The sequence below is a fragment of the Pseudomonas sp. P108 genome, from assembly GCF_032613195.1.
GTDB lineage: Bacteria > Pseudomonadota > Gammaproteobacteria > Pseudomonadales > Pseudomonadaceae > Aquipseudomonas.
Genome location: NZ_CP126691.1, coordinates 3202780 through 3218952, shown reverse-complemented (window position 1 = coordinate 3218952; position 16173 = coordinate 3202780). Strand labels below are relative to the sequence as shown.

The following is a 16173-nucleotide window of genomic DNA, read 5'->3' as shown; positions in this document are numbered from 1 at the left end:
AGTCAGCCCTTTTTGGTGATCGGTCGCTCCGGCACGTCCGGTTGGCGTTCATCGCGGGTGACGTCGCGATACCAGAGTTCATGGTGTTTCTTCGCCCAGGCGCGGCTGACCCAGCCATGCATCATCGCGTCGACCGAGCCCTTGATCCACAGCCCGGCGTAGATGTGAATGATGATGCTCAGCACCAGAATGAACCCGGCCAGCGCATGCAGGAGCATTGCCCAACGAATCACGGTGATGCCGAAATACGCACTGAACCAGGCGCGCCAGATCACCAGCCCGGTGAACAACAAACCGAGCATGCACAGCAGTAAAGTCCAGAACAGCAGCTTTTGCCCGGCGTTGTATTTGCCCACTGGCGGTACGCTTTCTTCGTCGTTGACCAACACCCGATCGATGCGGCGCATCCACTTGCCGTCGTTGCTGATGAAGAAGTTGGCGCGCCAGAAACTCAGCACCAGACCGAGGAAAAACACGAACATCGCTATTCCCATGTACGGATGCAGAATCCGCGTCCACGGCCCGCCGCCGAACAGGTTGCTCAGCCAGAACAGCGACGGATGAAACAACGCCAGCCCGGACAGCCCGGCCATGAAAAACAGGATCGCCACCAGCCAGTGATTGGTGCGCTGGTTAGCGGTGTAACGCAGGATCGTCTTGTTGCTCATGGCCGCTCCTCCCCGCGTGGATCGAAGGTGTGCACCGCCGGATCGACAACGTGCACCGAGGTGTCGGGTGGCGTTGGATGTTCATCTTCTTCGACCCGGTTCGGGCCGATGCGCACGTAATGGAAGAACCCGGCCAATACCGCCGCGCCCATGGCCAACAGGCCCAGAGGTTTGCTGATGCCTTTCCACAACCCCACCAACGGACTGATCGCCGGATCCTGCGGCAGGTTGGCGTAGATCGTCGGCGTGTCAGCGTGGTGCAGCACGTACATCACATGCGTGCCGCCAACACCGGCCGGGTCATACAGACCAGCGTTTTCGAAGCCACGGCTTTTCAGATCGACGATGCGTTCGGCAGCGTGTTCCTTCATGTCTTCCTTGGTGCCGAAAACAATGGCGCCGGTCGGGCAGGTTTTCACGCAGGCCGGTTCCAGCCCTACCGCGACCCGATCCGAACACAAGGTGCATTTGTAGGCCTTGTGGTCTTTCTGCGAAATACGCGGGATATTGAACGGGCAACCGGTGATGCAATAGCCGCAGCCGATGCAGTGATCCTGATCGAAATCGACGATGCCGTTGGCGTGCTTGATGATCGCGCCGGGGCTCGGGCACGCCGCCAGACAACCGGGCTCGGCGCAGTGCATGCAGCCGTCCTTGCGGATCAGCCATTCGAGGTTACCGGCGTCGGTTTCGTGCTCGGTGAAGCGCATCAACGTCCAGGTTTCGGCGCTCAGATCCTGCGGGTTGTCGTAGGTGCCGTGGTTGTGGCCGACCTCGTCGCGCAGTTCGTTCCACTCCGAGCAGGCGACTTGGCAGGCCTTGCAGCCGATGCATTTGGTGGTGTCGATCAGCTTCGCCACCGCTTCCTGATTCCTCACCGATGGCGGCACCGTGGTGGTGGCCGAGCGGGCAATGATGTCTTGGCTGGCCATTTACAGTTTCTCCACGTTGACCAGGAATGACTTGGATTCCGGGGTCTGGGTATTGCCATCGCCGAGGAACGGCACCAGGGTGTTGGTCAGGTAACCGTGACGGGTCAGGCCGGTGAAACCCCAGTGCAGCGGAATGCCGATCTGATGCACGACCTGGCCGTTGACCTGCAGCGGCCGGATCCTTTTCGTCACCACCGCCACCGCTTCGATAAAGCCGCGTTTGCAACTGACCCGTACGCGATCACCGGCAGCGATGCCCTTCTCTTTTGCCAGCACTTCACCGATTTCCACAAACTGCTCGGGTTGGGCAATCGCGTTCAACTTGCAGTGTTTGCTCCAGAAGTGGAAATGCTCGGTGAGTCGGTAACTGGTGCCGGCGTACGGGAAATCCTTGGCCTCGCCGAGGGTTTCCCAAACCGAATCGAAGATCCGCGCCGCCGGGTTGCTGGTGGCTTTCTTGTTTTGCGGGTGCAGTGGGTTGATGCCGATCGGCGTTTCGAACGGCTCGTAGTGCTCGGGGAATGGCCCCTCGTTCATCTTGTCGACGGCGAAGAACCGCGCGACGCCTTCGGGGTTCATGATGAACGGGTTCATCCCGGCTTCCGGCGGCACATCGGCCTTGTAGTCCGGCACATCGGTGCCGCCCCAGGCTTTGCCGTTCCACCAGACCAGACGTTTTTTCGGGTCCCACGGTTTGCCCGAGACATCTGCCGAAGCGCGGTTATAGAGAATCCGCCGATTGGCCGGCCAGGCCCACGCCCAGCCGAGATGCTGATGCATGCCGAACGGGTCGCTGTTGTCGCGCCGCGCCATCTGGTTACCGGCCTCGGTCCAGCTGCCGGCGAAAATCCAGCAGCCGGACGCGGTGCTGCCGTCGTCCTTGAGCAAGCCGAACCCGGCCAGTTGCGAGCCGGCTTTGACCGTCACACCCGTGGCGTCAGTGAAATCAGCGACAGCGCTGCCGTTGATTTCCTTGGCCAATTCCTCTGGCGAAGGCTCGTCGGCGATCTTGTACGGCCACGTCAGTTTCAGCAGCGGATCAGGGAATTTGCCGCCCTCGGCCTGATAGCGCTTGCGCAGGCGCAGGAACAATTCGCTCATGATGCGAATGTCGGTTTGCGCTTCGCCCGGGCCGTCGGCGCCTTTCCAGTGCCACTGCAGCCAGCGGCTGCTGTTGACCAGCGAGCCGTCCTCTTCGGCAAAACAAGTGGTCGGCAGGCGAATGACTTCGGTCTGGATTTCGTCGGTTTTCACATCGTTGTACGGCCCGACGTTGTGCCAGAACTCCGAGGTCTCGGTGGCCAGCGGGTCCATCACCACCAGCCATTTCAGCTTGGCCAGTGCGCCCATCACCCGGTTTTTGTCCGGCAGCGCAGCGATCGGGTTGAAGCCTTGGCAGAAGTAGCCGTTGACCTTGCCCTGGCTCATCAGGTCGAACATCTTCAGGACGTCGTAGTTGGGGATGTCGAGTTTCGGCAAATGGTCGTAGCACCAATTGTTCTCGACGGTAGCGTTGGCGCCGTACCACGACTTCATCAGGCTGACGTGGAATTTGCTGTAGTTCTGCCAGTAGGACAGTTGCCCCGGACGCAACGGGACTTGCGTGCGCTTGTGGATGAAGGCGTTGTAGTCCTGCTCGCTGTCCTGGCCCAAGGTCAGATAGCCCGGCAGTGCATTGGAGAGCAAGCCAAGGTCGGTCAGGCCCTGAATATTCGAGTGACCGCGCAAGGCGTTGACACCGCCACCGGGCATGCCGACGTTGCCCAACAACAGTTGCACCATTGCCGCGCTGCGAATGATCTGCGCGCCGATCGAGTGCTGGGTCCAGCCGAGGGCGTAGAGAATCGTCATGGTCTTGCCCGGGATCGAGCAGGTGGCGATCTCTTCCCAGATTTTCTGCATGGCATCGACTGGCATGCCGCAGATCTGGCTGGCGAGGTCGATGTTGTAGCGACTGTAATGCTGCTTCATCAATTGATAGACGCAGCGCGGGTCTTGCAGGGTCGGGTCGACTCTGACGAAGCCGTCCTCGCCCAACTCGTAACCCCAGCCGGATTTGTCGGTGTAGCTGCGTTTGGCGACGTCGTAACCGCTGAAGATGCCGTCTTCGAAGCCATAGCCTGCTTTGACGATGAACGACACGTCGGTGTAGTTGCGCACGTATTCGTGCTGGATCTTGTCCTCGGTCAGCAGGTAATTGATCAGCCCGCCCATGAAGGCGATGTCGGTGCCGGTGCGGATCGGCGCGTAGTAGTCGGCCACGGACGCGGTCCGGGTAAAACGCGGATCAACCACGATCAGCCGCGCAGCGTTGTGCGCCTTGGCCTCGGTCACCCATTTGAAGCCGCACGGATGCGCTTCTGCTGCGTTGCCACCCATCACCAGGATCAGATTCGCGTTGGCGATATCGGTCCAGGTATTGGTCATGGCACCACGGCCGTACGTCGGGGCAAGACTTGCCACCGTCGGGCCGTGTCAGACACGCGCCTGGTTATCGAACCCCAGCATGCCGAGACTGCGAATCACCTTCTGGGTGATGTAACCGGCTTCGTTGGACGCTGCCGACGCGGCGAGGAACCCGGTGGTCAGCCAGCGATTCACCGTTTGCCCGTTGGCATTTTTCTCAATGAAGTTGGCGTCCCGGTCGGTTTTCATCAGGTCGGCGATGCGGTCGAGCGCTTCGTCCCAACCGATTCGCGTCCATTCACTGCTGCCCGGCTTACGGGTTTGCGGGTAGAGCAAACGGCCGGGGCTGTGAATGAAGTCGAGAAGGCCTGCGCCTTTCGGGCAGAGGGTGCCGCGGTTGACCGGGTGGTCGGCGTCGCCCTCGATGTGAATGATGCTCTGCGCTACGTTCTTCGCTCCATCGCCCTGGCTGTACATGATCAAACCGCAGCCGACCGAGCAATACGGGCAGGTGTTGCGGGTTTCATGGGTGTGGGCAAGCTTGAAGTGGCGCACCTGCTCGGCGAAGGCTTGCGTCGGGGCCATGCCCAACGCGCCCAGGCTCGAGCCTGCAAGGCCGATACCGGCGACCTTGAAGAACTGACGACGGCTGAGATCCATCGTGCACTCCTGATCAGGTGGAACCCGGTACTTGAGCCGGGTTTTATCTGGACAATCACGGTTGCGGCAAACGAATGCCGACCTTTTCACTGTAGACAATGACCACACGATCTGTGTGAAAACCGACCGTCGGCGACAATCGGTCATGCACTGGAAAACCTGTGGGAGCGAGCCTGCTCGCGAAGAGGCCCTGTCAGTTGAGACAACTATTGACTGACAGACCGCTTTCGCGAGCAGGCTCGCTCCCACAGGTTTTGTGTGCTCCTGCACGGCCATGGGCTTATCATGCCCGCAGGACCAATCCCGCCTTCACGAGACCGCGCATGACTTTCGATTTTGATCAGCTATTCGACCGCCACAACACCGGCAGCACCAAGTGGAGCCGCTACCCGGCCGATGTGTTGCCGATGTGGGTCGCTGATATGGATTTCGCCGCGCCACCGGTGATCATCGAGGCGCTGCAACAACGCCTGCTGCATCCACTGGTGGGCTACAGCGTGGCGCAGGACAACCTGCGTGAAGCCATCGTCGCCGACCTGTGGAACAAGTTCGCCTGGAAGGTCAAACCGCAAGAGCTGATCTTTCTGCCAGGCGTCGAGTCCGGTTTCAACATGGCTTTGAAAGCGCTGGTGCAGCCGCAACAGAACGTCGTGGTGCAAGTGCCGAACTATCCGCCACTGCGCCACGCGCCGGGCCACTGGGGTTTGAACAAGGTCGAGCTGGAGTTCATTGCGCAGGCCGACGGTACTTACCTGACGCCGCTGGATGTGTTGCGTGAATCGCTGAACGGTGGCGGCGCGCTGCTGTTGAGCAACCCGCACAACCCGATCGGCAAGGTTTTTGGCCGTGAAGAGCTGCAAGCGGTGGCGGATATCTGTGCGGCGCAGGACGCATGGATCATCTCCGACGAAATCCACGCCGAGCTGTGCTACGACGGTCGCGTGCACATTCCGACCGCCTCCCTGAGCCCGGAGATTGCCAGGCGCACGATCACCCTGATGTCGGCGAGCAAGGCCTACAACATCGCCGGCCTGAAAACCTCGTTCATGATCATTCAAGATGCGGCCCTGCGTGAGCGCGTCAACCACGCCCGCTGCGGCATGGTCGACAGCGTCAACCCGCTGGGCATGGAAGCCACCCGCGTCGCCTACAGCGAAGGCGCGCCGTGGCTGGCCGAGCTGAAAACCTATCTGCAGGCCAACCGCGACTGGCTGGTTGAAGCAGTACGCAGCCGCTTGCCGGGCGTGACCATCAACGTGCCGCAGGGCACATATCTGGCCTGGCTGGATTGCTCGGCGCTGGATCTGGACAACCCGCAGCAGTTCTTCCTCGAGCAGGGCAAGGTGGGCCTCAGCGCCGGTCTGGACTTCGGCGATCAACACCAGCAGTTCGTACGTCTGAACTTCGGCTGCCCGCGTTCGTTGCTCGAAGAAGGTATCGCCCGCATGGAGCGCGCCCTGACACAACGCAACACCTGAAATCACCACATCCCCCTGTAGGAGTGAGCCTGCTCGCGATAGCGTCCTGACATTCAACATCAATGTTGACTGAAATATCGCTATCGCGAGCAGGCTCACTCCTACAGGGGATGTGTGTTCACGCAAAATCTTCGGCGTAAATCCGATCGAACTCACGGCAAACACCCCGGGTCAACCGCCCATACCAGCCATGAGACCTCGGAGACCCGCGATGACCGACTATCCAAAACCACCCTTCCCCGCACAAGCCCAAGCCGTTCCCGGTTCGCAACGCAAAATGGAGCCCTATCCCGATTGCGGCGAGCAAAGTTATGTCGGTTCCGGGCGCCTGGCCGGCAAGATCGCCCTGATCACCGGCGCCGACAGCGGTATCGGCCGCGCCGTGGCCATTGCTTTCGCCCGTGAAGGCGCCGACGTTGCGATCGCCTATCTGAATGAGCACGAGGACGCCAAGGAAACCGCGCGCTGGGTTGAACAGGCCGGGCGTCAGTGTCTGTTGTTGCCGGGCGATATCGCGCAAAAGGCCCAGTGTCAGGCCTTGGTCGACAAGACCGTCGAACGCTTTGGCCGCATCGACGTGCTGGTCAACAACGCCGCGTTCCAGATGACTCACGAAAACTTTGAGGAAATCCCTGACGAAGAATGGGTGATGACCTTCGACGTCAACATCACCGCAATCTTCCGCCTGTGTCAGGCGGCGATCAAACACATGCGCGCCGGCTCGTCGATCATCAACACTAGCTCGGTCAACTCGGACATGCCCAAACCCACCCTGCTCGCCTACGCCACCACCAAAGGCGCGATCGCCAACTTCACCGGCGGCCTGGCGCAGATGCTCGGGCCCAAGGAAATCCGCGTGAATTGCGTGGCACCTGGGCCGATCTGGACGCCGCTGATCGTCTCGACCATGCCCGATGAAGAAGTGCAGAACTTCGGTGGCAACACCCCGCTCGGCCGCCCCGGGCAACCGGTGGAAGTGGCGCCGATCTACGTGCTGCTGGCCTCGGACGAAGCCAGTTACATCACCGGCCAGCGTTATGGCGTGACCGGTGGTAAGCCGATGCTGTGATGCCCCCTTCGCCAACGCCTACAGTAAAACTGAAGGCCCATTGAACACGGTGCGATTGCCGTCACATCGACCACTTGAGGGCGGCAGATCATGAGTTTTATCGTGTGGGTGGCGGTGCTCGGCGCCGTGCTGTTGACCTTGGCACTGACCTCGTCGTACTTGCGCTGGATGCCGGTGACGACGTCGGCTGTGTGTTTGTTGCTGGGGATCGGCATCGGCCCCAGCGGCCTTGATCTGCTGAAACTGTCACTGGAAAACGCCTCGCTGTGGATGGAGCACCTGACGGAAGTCGCGGTGCTGTTTTCCCTGTTCGTCTGCGGTTTGAAATTACGTTTGCCCCTGCGCGACAAGCGTTGGCGAATCGCTTTTGGCCTCGCCGGACCGGTGATGGTGCTGACCATCGCCGGGGTTTGTCTGCTGTTGCACTTTGCGTTGCACTTGCCTTGGGGGCCGTCACTGTTGATCGGCGCAATTCTGGCACCGACCGACCCGGTGCTGGCGGCGCTGGTGCAGGTCAACGATGCGCGGGATGTCGACAGCGTGCGTTTCGGGCTCTCTGGTGAGGCAGGGTTGAACGATGGGATTGCCTTTCCGTTTGTGATTCTCGGTCTGTTGTTGATGCACGGCGACGGCAGTGCTGCCGAATGGCAAGGCTGGGTGTTGCGCAACGTATTGTGGGCAGTGCCTGCCGGATTGCTTACCGGTTACTGGATGGGCCGAGGTATCGGTCGCGTGACCCTTTCGTTGCGAATCCACAATGACGACAGCACGCTCAGCCCCAATGATTATCTGGCGTTGTCGTTGATTGCCCTGGCCTATGTCGTTGCCGAAGCCATCGGCGGTTACGGCTTCCTGTCGGTATTCGCCGCCGGGCTGGGCCTGCGTCAGGTTGAAGTGAAATCCACCGGCGCCAGCCAAACGCCTGCCGAGCATCTGGTGCAACCGGTGGTCGGCCATCAGAACGTCGAACCGCAGCACGCGGTGCACGGCGATACCGAGCGGCTGGAAAGCAGTCAGGTGGCTGCAGGAATAATGATGGGCGATATGTTGTCGTTCGGCAGTCTGGTCGAGCGCGCCATGGAAGTGTTTCTGGTGACCCTGCTCGGCGTGGTGCTGGTGGCTCACTGGGACTGGCGGGCATTGCTGGTGGGCGGCGTGTTGTTCTGCCTGATCCGCCCGATCTGCGTTGCACTGATGCCTTGGGGTGCACTGATGGAGGGACGGCAACGGCTGTTGATCGGCTGGTTCGGCATTCGTGGGATCGGCAGCCTGTTCTATCTGTTTTATGCCTTGAATCATGGGCTGACCGATAGCGTGGCCAGCGTATGCACTGACCTGACCTTGTCGGTGGTGGCGCTGAGCATTTTGCTTCACGGCATCAGCACGCAACCGATCCTGGCTCGCTATCAACAGCGTAAAAAACAAAAAAACTGATTTTTGTTTCTTGGATTTATTCAGAGGATTGATCGAATTTTTTTCTTTAAAAAAATGGATCCCTCGGCAAACGCCGACAGTCACAAGCATAACCCCTCGCCGGATGTGTCCAGCGGGGCCCGGCAGGTTCGGTTCCACTGCGGCGTTTAAGCCTGTTAAAGGAATCCTTGAAGAATAAGGTTACCGTCATGAAAGAATGCTCGACTCCGGCGCAAATCAAGGCTTGCAGAGCACTGGCTCTGGAACGCAATCGTCAATTGTTCGATAACGCCCATACGCTTAATCGAGCGGCCAATGCGCTGCTTGACGTGGCTGATATGGACATTGAACAGTTTGAGCACTACCGGGCGCTGCGCAAGAAAGCCGACTCGATGTTTGAAGATGCTATCGATCATTTGTGTGTGTTGAACGAAGACTTCCCGCCGATCCCGATGTCGTCGCAGAACTCGGTGGCGTTGCGTCGAGAGCTTGAGACCGTGGAGTGAGCCAGAACAGCCCCTCACCCTAGCCCTCTCCCAGAGGGAGAGGGAACTTACCGAGGTGAATGGTCGAGGTAAGCCGACCTGAGATACCGAGTCGGACTCAGGTTTTGACTACATCAAAGATCGGCTCCCTTCCGAGTGAACCCTGACAGCCCATCACCCTAGCCCTCTCCCACAGGGAGAGGGGACTGACCGAGGTGAATGGTCGAGTTACGCCGACCTGAGATACCGGGTTGAACTCAGACATTGACCTGAGATACCGAGCCGAACTCAGATGTTGAACAGCACAACAATCTGCTCCCTTCCCCCTCGCCCCCCTTGGGGGAGAGGGCTGGGGTGAGGGGGATCGATCTGCATGGCAACACAAAATCCAAGCGAATGAAAAAGCCCGGCGATATAAGCCGGGCTTTTACGTGAAGACCAATCACCCCCCGGGATTGGTCACCTGAATAAACACCGCATAACTCCCCAGCAACACCCAAAACGTCGCAAAGATCCACGGCGTGCGCACCGAAAACAGCAGCGACTTGCGATACCCCTTGTGGCTCGACTCCATCTCACTGAACAACGGCGATTCGTCATACGCCAGGCCCATCAGCGGCTCGCTGTGGAGCAAGTGGCTCTGCTTGAAATGCCAATGATCGATGATGTCGTACGCCGCACGAATCCCCGGCCAGGCGTTCAGTGAACTGAGCAACCCGAGCAGCGCCAGAAACGGTGGCACCACCAGCGTGAACAGCTTGCCCCACTCCGGATTGAGGTTGGCCATGCACGAGGCGAAAGCAATCACCAGAAACGACTGCGCCGCCAGATAGGCATCGGTGCGGTTGGCAAGAATGCTGGTTTCGTACTGGATCTCCCGACGATAAAAATCCAGCCGCTCCTTGGGTGAGCCAAACATCTTGGCGTCATGTTCGGTCAGGCTTTCTTCAGCGGTGGGCTGGGTCAATATGCGAGGCAAAAGATGCACGCTCCGGGGTGGGGAAAACATTTAGAAGTCCCCACTGGCGCGCAAGTTCAGAACGATTGACCGCCGCCTCCCTTCATCGACTGGGCGATGATCGCCACCAGATTCATTTGCGTGAACGGCTTGGGCAAGCGTGGCAGTTGTGCCGCGAAACCTTCCAGACGTTCGGCATAACCGGTGGCCAGGATGATCGGCAGATCCGGTTTAAGCAGCCGCACTGCGTGGGCCAGCTGCGCGCCGCTCATCTGCGGCATGGCCATGTCCGTGATCATCATGTCAATCACCTCGCCCTGATCGAACAGCGCTAGCGCCTGCGCACCAGACGTCGCACTGACCACCCGATGCCCGAGGTCTTCCAGCAACAGGCTGGTGCTGGTCAACACCAGCGAATCGTCATCCACCACCAGTACGCTGAGCCTCGGCACCGTAATCGGTTCGGCTGGCGGATACAGCGGTTTGCTGACCACACCCTCGGCAGCGACCGGGATCCACAGTTCAGCCGTAGTGCCGTGGGCTTTTTTGCTGTTGAGGACAAAGCGGCCACCGAGTTGTTCCATGTAGCCGTGAACCATCGACAGCCCAAGCCCGGTGCCTTTGCCCAAACCTTTGGTGGTGAAAAACGGGTCTCTGGCCGAGGCCAGCGTTTGCGCGTCCATGCCCTCCCCGCTGTCGATCAGGCTGAGACAGACATAACGTCCTGCTGGCAAATCCGCGTGACCGAGTTCGAGCACCACTTGAGGTTCAGCGCTGATGATCACCGTGCCGCCATCGGGCATGGCGTCGCGGGCATTGGTCGCCAGGTTGAGCAAAGCCAGTTCCAGTTGGTTGCTGTCCGCCAGCACCGGCTCCAGATCCTCGGGAAACTGTGTTTCGACGCGGATGCCCGGCCCCAGGGAACTGCGCAACAAACCGGTAATGCCCTGCACCAGTTGCGGGATATCGACCGACTCGGTCTTAAGTTCCTGGCGACGGGCGAACGCCAGCATGCGCTGGGTCAGCGACACGCCGCGCAATGCGCCCTGAGTGGCGTTTTCCAGCAACCGGCTGATTTTCGCATCGTCACCCATGCGTTTTTGCACGATTTCCAGATTGCCGAGAATCACCGTCAGCAGATTATTGAAGTCATGGGCGATACCGCCGCTGAGCTGACCGATAGCCTGCATCTTCTGCGCCTGGAACAGCGCTTCCCGGGTTTTCTCCAAAGCCTGCTGCGCCTGATGGGCTTCGGTGATGTCGCGGGTAATCTTGGCAAACCCGAGCAATGTGCCGGTGTCACCACGGATCGCATCGACCACCACATGAGCGAGAAACCGCGTGCCGTCCTTGCGCATGCGCCAGCTCTTGTTTTCAAAGCGGCCCTCGAGGGTGGCGATTTCCAGCGCCCGTTGCGGCTCGCCGAGTTCGCGGTCTTCGGGGGTATAGAAGATCGAAAAGTGCTGGCCGATGATTTCTTCCGGCAGATAGCCTTTGATCCGCTGGGCGCCCTGGTTCCAGTTGCTGACCCGGCCTTCGGGGCTGAGCATGTAGATCGCATAGTCGGTGACGCCCTGCACCAGCAAGCGGAACTGCTGTTCGCTTTGCTTGAGGGTTTCCTCGGCCATTTTGCGGTCGGTCAGGTCGCGGGTGATCTTGGCGAAACCGAGCAGTTTGCCGCTGGGATCAATGATCGGGTCGATCACCACATGCGACCAGAAGTTGGTGCCGTCCTTGCGCACCCGCCAGCCCTCGCCTTCGAAGCGCCCTTCACGAATCGCCGTATCGAGCGCCCGTTGCGGCAGACCGGCGGCGCGGTCGTCAGCGGTATAGAAACGTGAGAAATGTTCGCCGAGGATTTCCGCTTCTTCGTAGCCCTTGAAGCGCTTGGCGCCGGAGTTCCAGCTGGTGATGATGCCGTCGGGATCGATCATGTAGATCGCATAGTCGACCACCGCATCGATCAGCAGACGAAAACGCATCTCTTCGATCGCCGCGGTCTTGTTTTTCTCGCTCATCACACTCACCAGCCATTGTCATGATCGGGAGTATGCGTCAATCCGGCGAATTGGGAAGCGGCCGTCTCATGATTGATTGCCCACCAGCGCGGCAGCAGCTGTTTGATCCGGCTCTCGGCAAAGCGGTCGTCAATCAGCATCACCACGCCGCGATCCTCGCGGGTCCGGATGACTCGCCCGGCGGCTTGCACGACTTTCTGCACGCCGGGGTACAGGTAGGTGTAGTCATAACCGGCGCCGAAGATCGCGGCCATGCGGTGTTTGAGTTGTTCGTTGACCGGATTGAACTGCGCCAGCCCCAGTGTGGCAATGAACGCGCCGATCAACCGCGCACCGGGCAAATCGATGCCTTCGCCGAAGGCACCGCCCAACACGGCAAAGCCGATGCCCTGGCTGTGGGCGGTGAACTGATCGAGGAAAGCCTGCCGTGCGCCTTCGAGCATCCCCCGCGATTGCTGCCAGAGGGTGATGTGCGGATGGCGCTCGGCGAGTAACGACGCCACTTGTTGCAGGTAATCGAAGCTGCTGAAAAACGCCAGATAGTTGCCCGGACGCTCGCTGAACTGCCGCGCAATCAATTCGACGATCGGCTCCAGCGAAGCCTGACGATGATTGAAGCGTGTCGAGATGCGGCTGACGATCTGCACCTGCAATTGTTCGGCGCAAAATGGCGATTCGACGTCGATCCAGACTGTGTCGTCGGGCGTACCGAGCAAGTCAGCGTAGTAGTGGCGCGGGCTGAGGGTCGCGGAGAACAGCACGCTGCTGCGCGCCGCTTTCAGGCGCGGGCCGATGAACGCCGCCGGCACCACGTTGCGCAGGCACAATTGCGACAGCGGCTTTTTACGCTCGAGGTCACGCGTGCTGATATCGAACAGGTAATGTTCGTCGTACAACTCCGCCACCCGGGCGAATTGCAGCAGGTCGAAGTAGAAGTTCTGCAAGGCGCTGTCGAGGCCCTGCGGATGATCATTGAGGTAATCGCCGATGGCCGCGCAACACAGCGAAATCGCCTGCAGGAGTTTTTCCGGAGCCTTGTCGTACGCCTGATAGGCCGCCAGTTTCGGCGCATGCAGGGCATTCCATTCGCGGTTGATCCGTTGCAGGGAGTTCTTCAGCGCCACCGGCGCGGTTTTGCGCACGCTGCCCAACGTGAACTGATCGAGACTGGCGCTGTACATCTGCCGACCCCGCTCGACGAGGTTATGCGCCTCGTCCGCCAGCACCGCGACTTTCCATTGATTGAGTTGCGCGAGGCCGAACAACATCGCGCTGAAATCGAAGTAATAGTTGTAGTCGGCAATCACCACGTCCACCCAACGGGCCATTTCCTGACTGAGGTAATACGGGCACACCGCGTGTTGCGCGGCGACCTCGCGCAGGGCCGCTTGATCGAGCAGGCGGATTCGGCTGGCCGCTTCCCGGGCGGCGGGCAAGCGATCATAAAAGCCTTGGGCCAACGGGCAGGATTCGCCGTGGCAGGCTTTGTCCGGGTGTTCGCAGGCCTTGTCCCGGGCGACCATTTCCAGCACCCGCAAGGGCAAGGCTGGCGACTGATCGAACAACACCTGACTGGCATCCAGCGCCAGTTTGCGCCCCGGTGTCTTGGCAGTGAGGAAGAACACCTTGTCCAGTTGCTGCGGCGCCAGGGCCTTGAGCATCGGGAACAGCGTGCCGAGGGTTTTGCCGATGCCGGTCGGCGCCTGGGCCATCAGGCAACGGCCGGTGCTGACGGCTTTGAACACCGACTCGGCCAGATGCCGCTGACCGGGACGAAAATCCGCATGGGGAAACGCCAGTTGTTGCGCAGCCAGATTACGCGCCTCACGATGGGCCATTTCCTGTTCGGCCCATTGCAGGAAGAGCGTGCATTGCTGTTCGAAAAAGGCCTTGAGGCTATCGGCGCTGAAGGCCTCGACCAGACACGTCTCTTTCTCGCTGACGATATCGAAATACACCAGCGCCAGATTGATCTGTTCCAGTTCCAGTTTGCAGCACATCAACCAGCCGTAGATCTTCGCCTGCGCCCAGTGCAACTGGCGGTGATTGGCCGGTTGTTTGCTCAGGTCGCCACGGTAGGTTTTGACTTCTTCCAGGCAGGTTTGCGCCGGGTCATAACCGTCTGCCCTGCCCTTGACCTTCAATTGCCGGAACTCGCCTTCGAGCGCCACTTCGCTTTGGTATTTTTCGCTGCGTCGCGAGGCCACGGTGCGGTGGCCGGCGATGCCTTCCAGCGCCGTGGGTGATGGGGTGAAGCGCAGATCGAGGTCGCCGGTCTTGGCGGTGAACTCACACAGTGCGCGCACGGCAATGTTGTAGCTCAAGCGCTCTGCTCCGCCCATTGCACGTAACACACCGCCACGGGCATCTGATGTTGATGGCAGAACTCCAGCCAGCGCAATTGGTTGTCCTGCAGGCGATCGCCGGGGCCTTTGACCTCGATCATTCGGTAGGTTTTGTGCTGCGGCCAGAACTGGATCAGGTCGGGCATGCCGGCGCGGTTGGCCTTGATGTCGAGCAGCAAGCGGCTGAACCAGTGCTTGAGGTGTTCGGCAGGCAAACAGGCCAGTGCTTGCTCCAGCAACGTTTCATTCAATGCGCCCCAGAACACGAATGGCGACTGGATACCCCACTTGTCAATGAAGCGCTGGCGAATGGTCGCCGCATAGCGACCGTCATCGAGTTCGCGCAGGCACGCCTGAAACAGCTCGGCGCGGCGTTGCTGGAAGTCTTCGTTGAGCAGGTCCACCGGGCCACGCTGGAACGGGTGAAAGAACGCCCCGGGCAATGGCGCGAAAATCGCCGGCCAGCACAACAGGCCGAACAGCGAGTTGATCAGGCTGTTTTCCACGTAATGCACGGGGCCATCGTCATCGTGCAGATGGGCCTGCACGTAATACTCCACGGACAACGCCGGATCGCTACGCGGCAATTGCAGGTCCAGACGCTCGACCGGCCTGGCCGTCGCGCGTTTGAGCGGCGGGCCGCCGAGCTTGCGCCGCACCCTTGGCAATATCCGTTGCAGGCCTTGCTGCTCGGCGGCGCTCTCCGGCGCCTGTTCTGCCAGCGTGGCGAGTTCCAACGCCAACGGGTATTCGCCACTGCGTTCCAGCACGCGAATCATGCGCAAACGCGCGCCGGGATAGGCGCAGTCGCGGTAAATGCTCAGGGCCAGGGCAAATTCGCTGATGCGCTCGCAATACTGGCCGATCTGGAACAACACCTTGCCGCGCCGGCGTTGCAGCCACGGATTGTCGAAGTGCAACGCACTCACCTGCTCGACAATGGTTTGCAGCGGCTCGCCGGCCTCGAAACGCATTTGGCAGTGGTGCAGGAACAGACAGGCGTCGACGTCTTCACGGCTGCGCAGGCCTCGCGAGTCGGCGCAGAACTCGACTTTTTCATAGGTGAAGATGCCCAGGTCGGCGAGGACGAATTCCGACCAGTCCTGATACAGGTTGCCAAAGAACATCAGACGCAAGCGGTCGCACAGGTCCATGAGGGTCAGGCTGAACAAACGATCATCGAGCTGCGGCGCCCAATCGCGCAGGCTGCGAGTGTCTGCAAACTGCTCGGCGAGTACCGCAAGCCAATCGTCCTTGCGGCCCTTGGGCTGCTCGATGAAGGCTGCAAACGCTTGCAGGATCTCGGCTTTGAGCAGCACGTCGAACAACTCGGCGAGGGCCAGCGGCGCGTGTTCGTCGATCCAGCCACGCTCCAGCAAGGGCTGCGCGGCCGCGGCGATGTCACCGATTTCAACGTAATTGAGTTTGCCGGCCCGAAAATGCACACCCTTGCGCATCACCATCCGCACCAGCAAACCTTGCGAAGCACGGGGCAAGGCCTTGAAGTCGCGAATGAACGCGTGTTCCGTTTCGCTCATCACATCGACATAGCGAAGTTCAAGCCAATCAAGCACTTGCAGGAAGTTGTTAAGGTAATAGAACGGATCGTCGAGGGGATTGGCAGTCACGGGAATTCTGGGGCCATGGCGAGCGAGCACTGGTTATGCGTACAGATAACAGTTGTGCCCCGCCCGGTGCAAACGGAAAATGATCAATGGCATTTTTTCGCCGGGCTATCGAA

The 16173-nt window shown here is 60.1% G+C and carries 11 protein-coding genes; 4 read left to right on the top strand and 7 right to left on the bottom strand.

The window, feature by feature from the left end; genetic code table 11:
• Positions 1-2 precede the first annotated feature (2 nt).
• Genes QOM10_RS14045 through fdnG form a run of 3 tightly spaced genes read right to left on the bottom strand, consistent with a single transcriptional unit; the run spans position 3 to position 4666 of the window.
• Complete coding sequence (locus QOM10_RS14045) at positions 3-668, bottom strand: formate dehydrogenase subunit gamma (RefSeq protein WP_127927410.1); 666 nt, start codon at positions 666-668, stop codon at positions 3-5.
• Positions 665-1600 (bottom strand): formate dehydrogenase subunit beta, encoded by a 936-nt coding sequence (gene fdxH / locus QOM10_RS14040; protein ID WP_034154153.1) that lies wholly within the window; start codon positions 1598-1600, stop codon positions 665-667. The genes QOM10_RS14045 and fdxH overlap by 4 nt, the downstream gene beginning before the upstream one ends.
• Positions 1601-4666, bottom strand: a complete 3066-nt coding sequence (gene fdnG, locus QOM10_RS14035) for a formate dehydrogenase-N subunit alpha (RefSeq protein ID WP_316918306.1) — start codon at positions 4664-4666, stop codon at positions 1601-1603.
• A 323-nt stretch (positions 4667-4989) separates the two neighbouring features.
• Between fdnG and QOM10_RS14030 the strand changes: the two genes are divergently transcribed.
• The 4 genes from QOM10_RS14030 to QOM10_RS14015 all read left to right on the top strand — a co-directional run bounded on the left by QOM10_RS14030 (position 4990) and on the right by QOM10_RS14015 (position 9132).
• Entirely contained in the window at positions 4990-6144 is a 1155-nt protein-coding gene (locus QOM10_RS14030; protein ID WP_316918305.1) for a PatB family C-S lyase, read from the top strand.
• Between the two features lie 211 nt (positions 6145-6355).
• Complete coding sequence (locus QOM10_RS14025; protein WP_316918304.1) at positions 6356-7213, top strand: glucose 1-dehydrogenase; 858 nt, start codon at positions 6356-6358, stop codon at positions 7211-7213.
• A 90-nt stretch (positions 7214-7303) separates the two neighbouring features.
• Positions 7304-8647, top strand: coding sequence for a cation:proton antiporter (locus QOM10_RS14020; protein WP_316918303.1), 1344 nt, complete (start codon positions 7304-7306; stop codon positions 8645-8647).
• A 188-nt stretch (positions 8648-8835) separates the two neighbouring features.
• Positions 8836-9132: a hypothetical protein gene (locus QOM10_RS14015; protein WP_016984229.1), complete on the top strand. Its 297-nt coding sequence runs from the start codon at positions 8836-8838 to the stop codon at positions 9130-9132.
• A gap of 421 nt (positions 9133-9553) precedes the next feature.
• Here the strand turns inward: QOM10_RS14015 and QOM10_RS14010 are convergent, their stop codons facing one another.
• The 4 genes from QOM10_RS14010 to QOM10_RS13995 are packed head-to-tail and all read right to left on the bottom strand — an operon-like array spanning position 9554 to position 16060.
• Positions 9554-10090, bottom strand: a complete 537-nt coding sequence (locus QOM10_RS14010; protein ID WP_127927399.1) for a hypothetical protein — start codon at positions 10088-10090, stop codon at positions 9554-9556.
• A gap of 56 nt (positions 10091-10146) precedes the next feature.
• Positions 10147-12087 carry a PAS domain S-box protein gene (locus tag QOM10_RS14005; RefSeq protein WP_316918302.1) on the bottom strand — a complete coding sequence of 647 codons (1941 nt, stop codon included), beginning with the start codon at positions 12085-12087 and terminating at the stop codon, positions 10147-10149.
• A 5-nt stretch (positions 12088-12092) separates the two neighbouring features.
• Entirely contained in the window at positions 12093-14411 is a 2319-nt protein-coding gene (locus tag QOM10_RS14000; RefSeq protein ID WP_316918301.1) for an ATP-dependent DNA helicase, read from the bottom strand.
• A complete protein-coding gene (locus QOM10_RS13995) occupies positions 14408-16060 on the bottom strand; it encodes a VRR-NUC domain-containing protein (protein ID WP_316918300.1) in 1653 nt (550 codons plus the stop codon). The genes QOM10_RS14000 and QOM10_RS13995 overlap by 4 nt, the downstream gene beginning before the upstream one ends.
• Positions 16061-16173: the final 113 nt, after the last annotated feature.

Bases quoted from the DNA above. Each gene is read 5' to 3' on its own strand.
- QOM10_RS14045 (WP_127927410.1), bottom strand. From the start codon at position 668: ATGAGCAACAAGACGATCCTGCGTTACACCGCTAACCAGCGCACCAAT.
- fdxH (WP_034154153.1), bottom strand. From the start codon at position 1,600: ATGGCCAGCCAAGACATCATTGCCCGCTCGGCCACCACCACGGTGCCG.
- QOM10_RS14030 (WP_316918305.1), top strand. From the start codon at position 4,990: ATGACTTTCGATTTTGATCAGCTATTCGACCGCCACAACACCGGCAGC.
- QOM10_RS14025 (WP_316918304.1), top strand. From the start codon at position 6,356: ATGACCGACTATCCAAAACCACCCTTCCCCGCACAAGCCCAAGCCGTT.
- QOM10_RS14020 (WP_316918303.1), top strand. From the start codon at position 7,304: ATGAGTTTTATCGTGTGGGTGGCGGTGCTCGGCGCCGTGCTGTTGACC.
- QOM10_RS14015 (WP_016984229.1), top strand. From the start codon at position 8,836: ATGAAAGAATGCTCGACTCCGGCGCAAATCAAGGCTTGCAGAGCACTG.
- QOM10_RS14005 (WP_316918302.1), bottom strand. From the start codon at position 12,087: ATGAGCGAGAAAAACAAGACCGCGGCGATCGAAGAGATGCGTTTTCGT.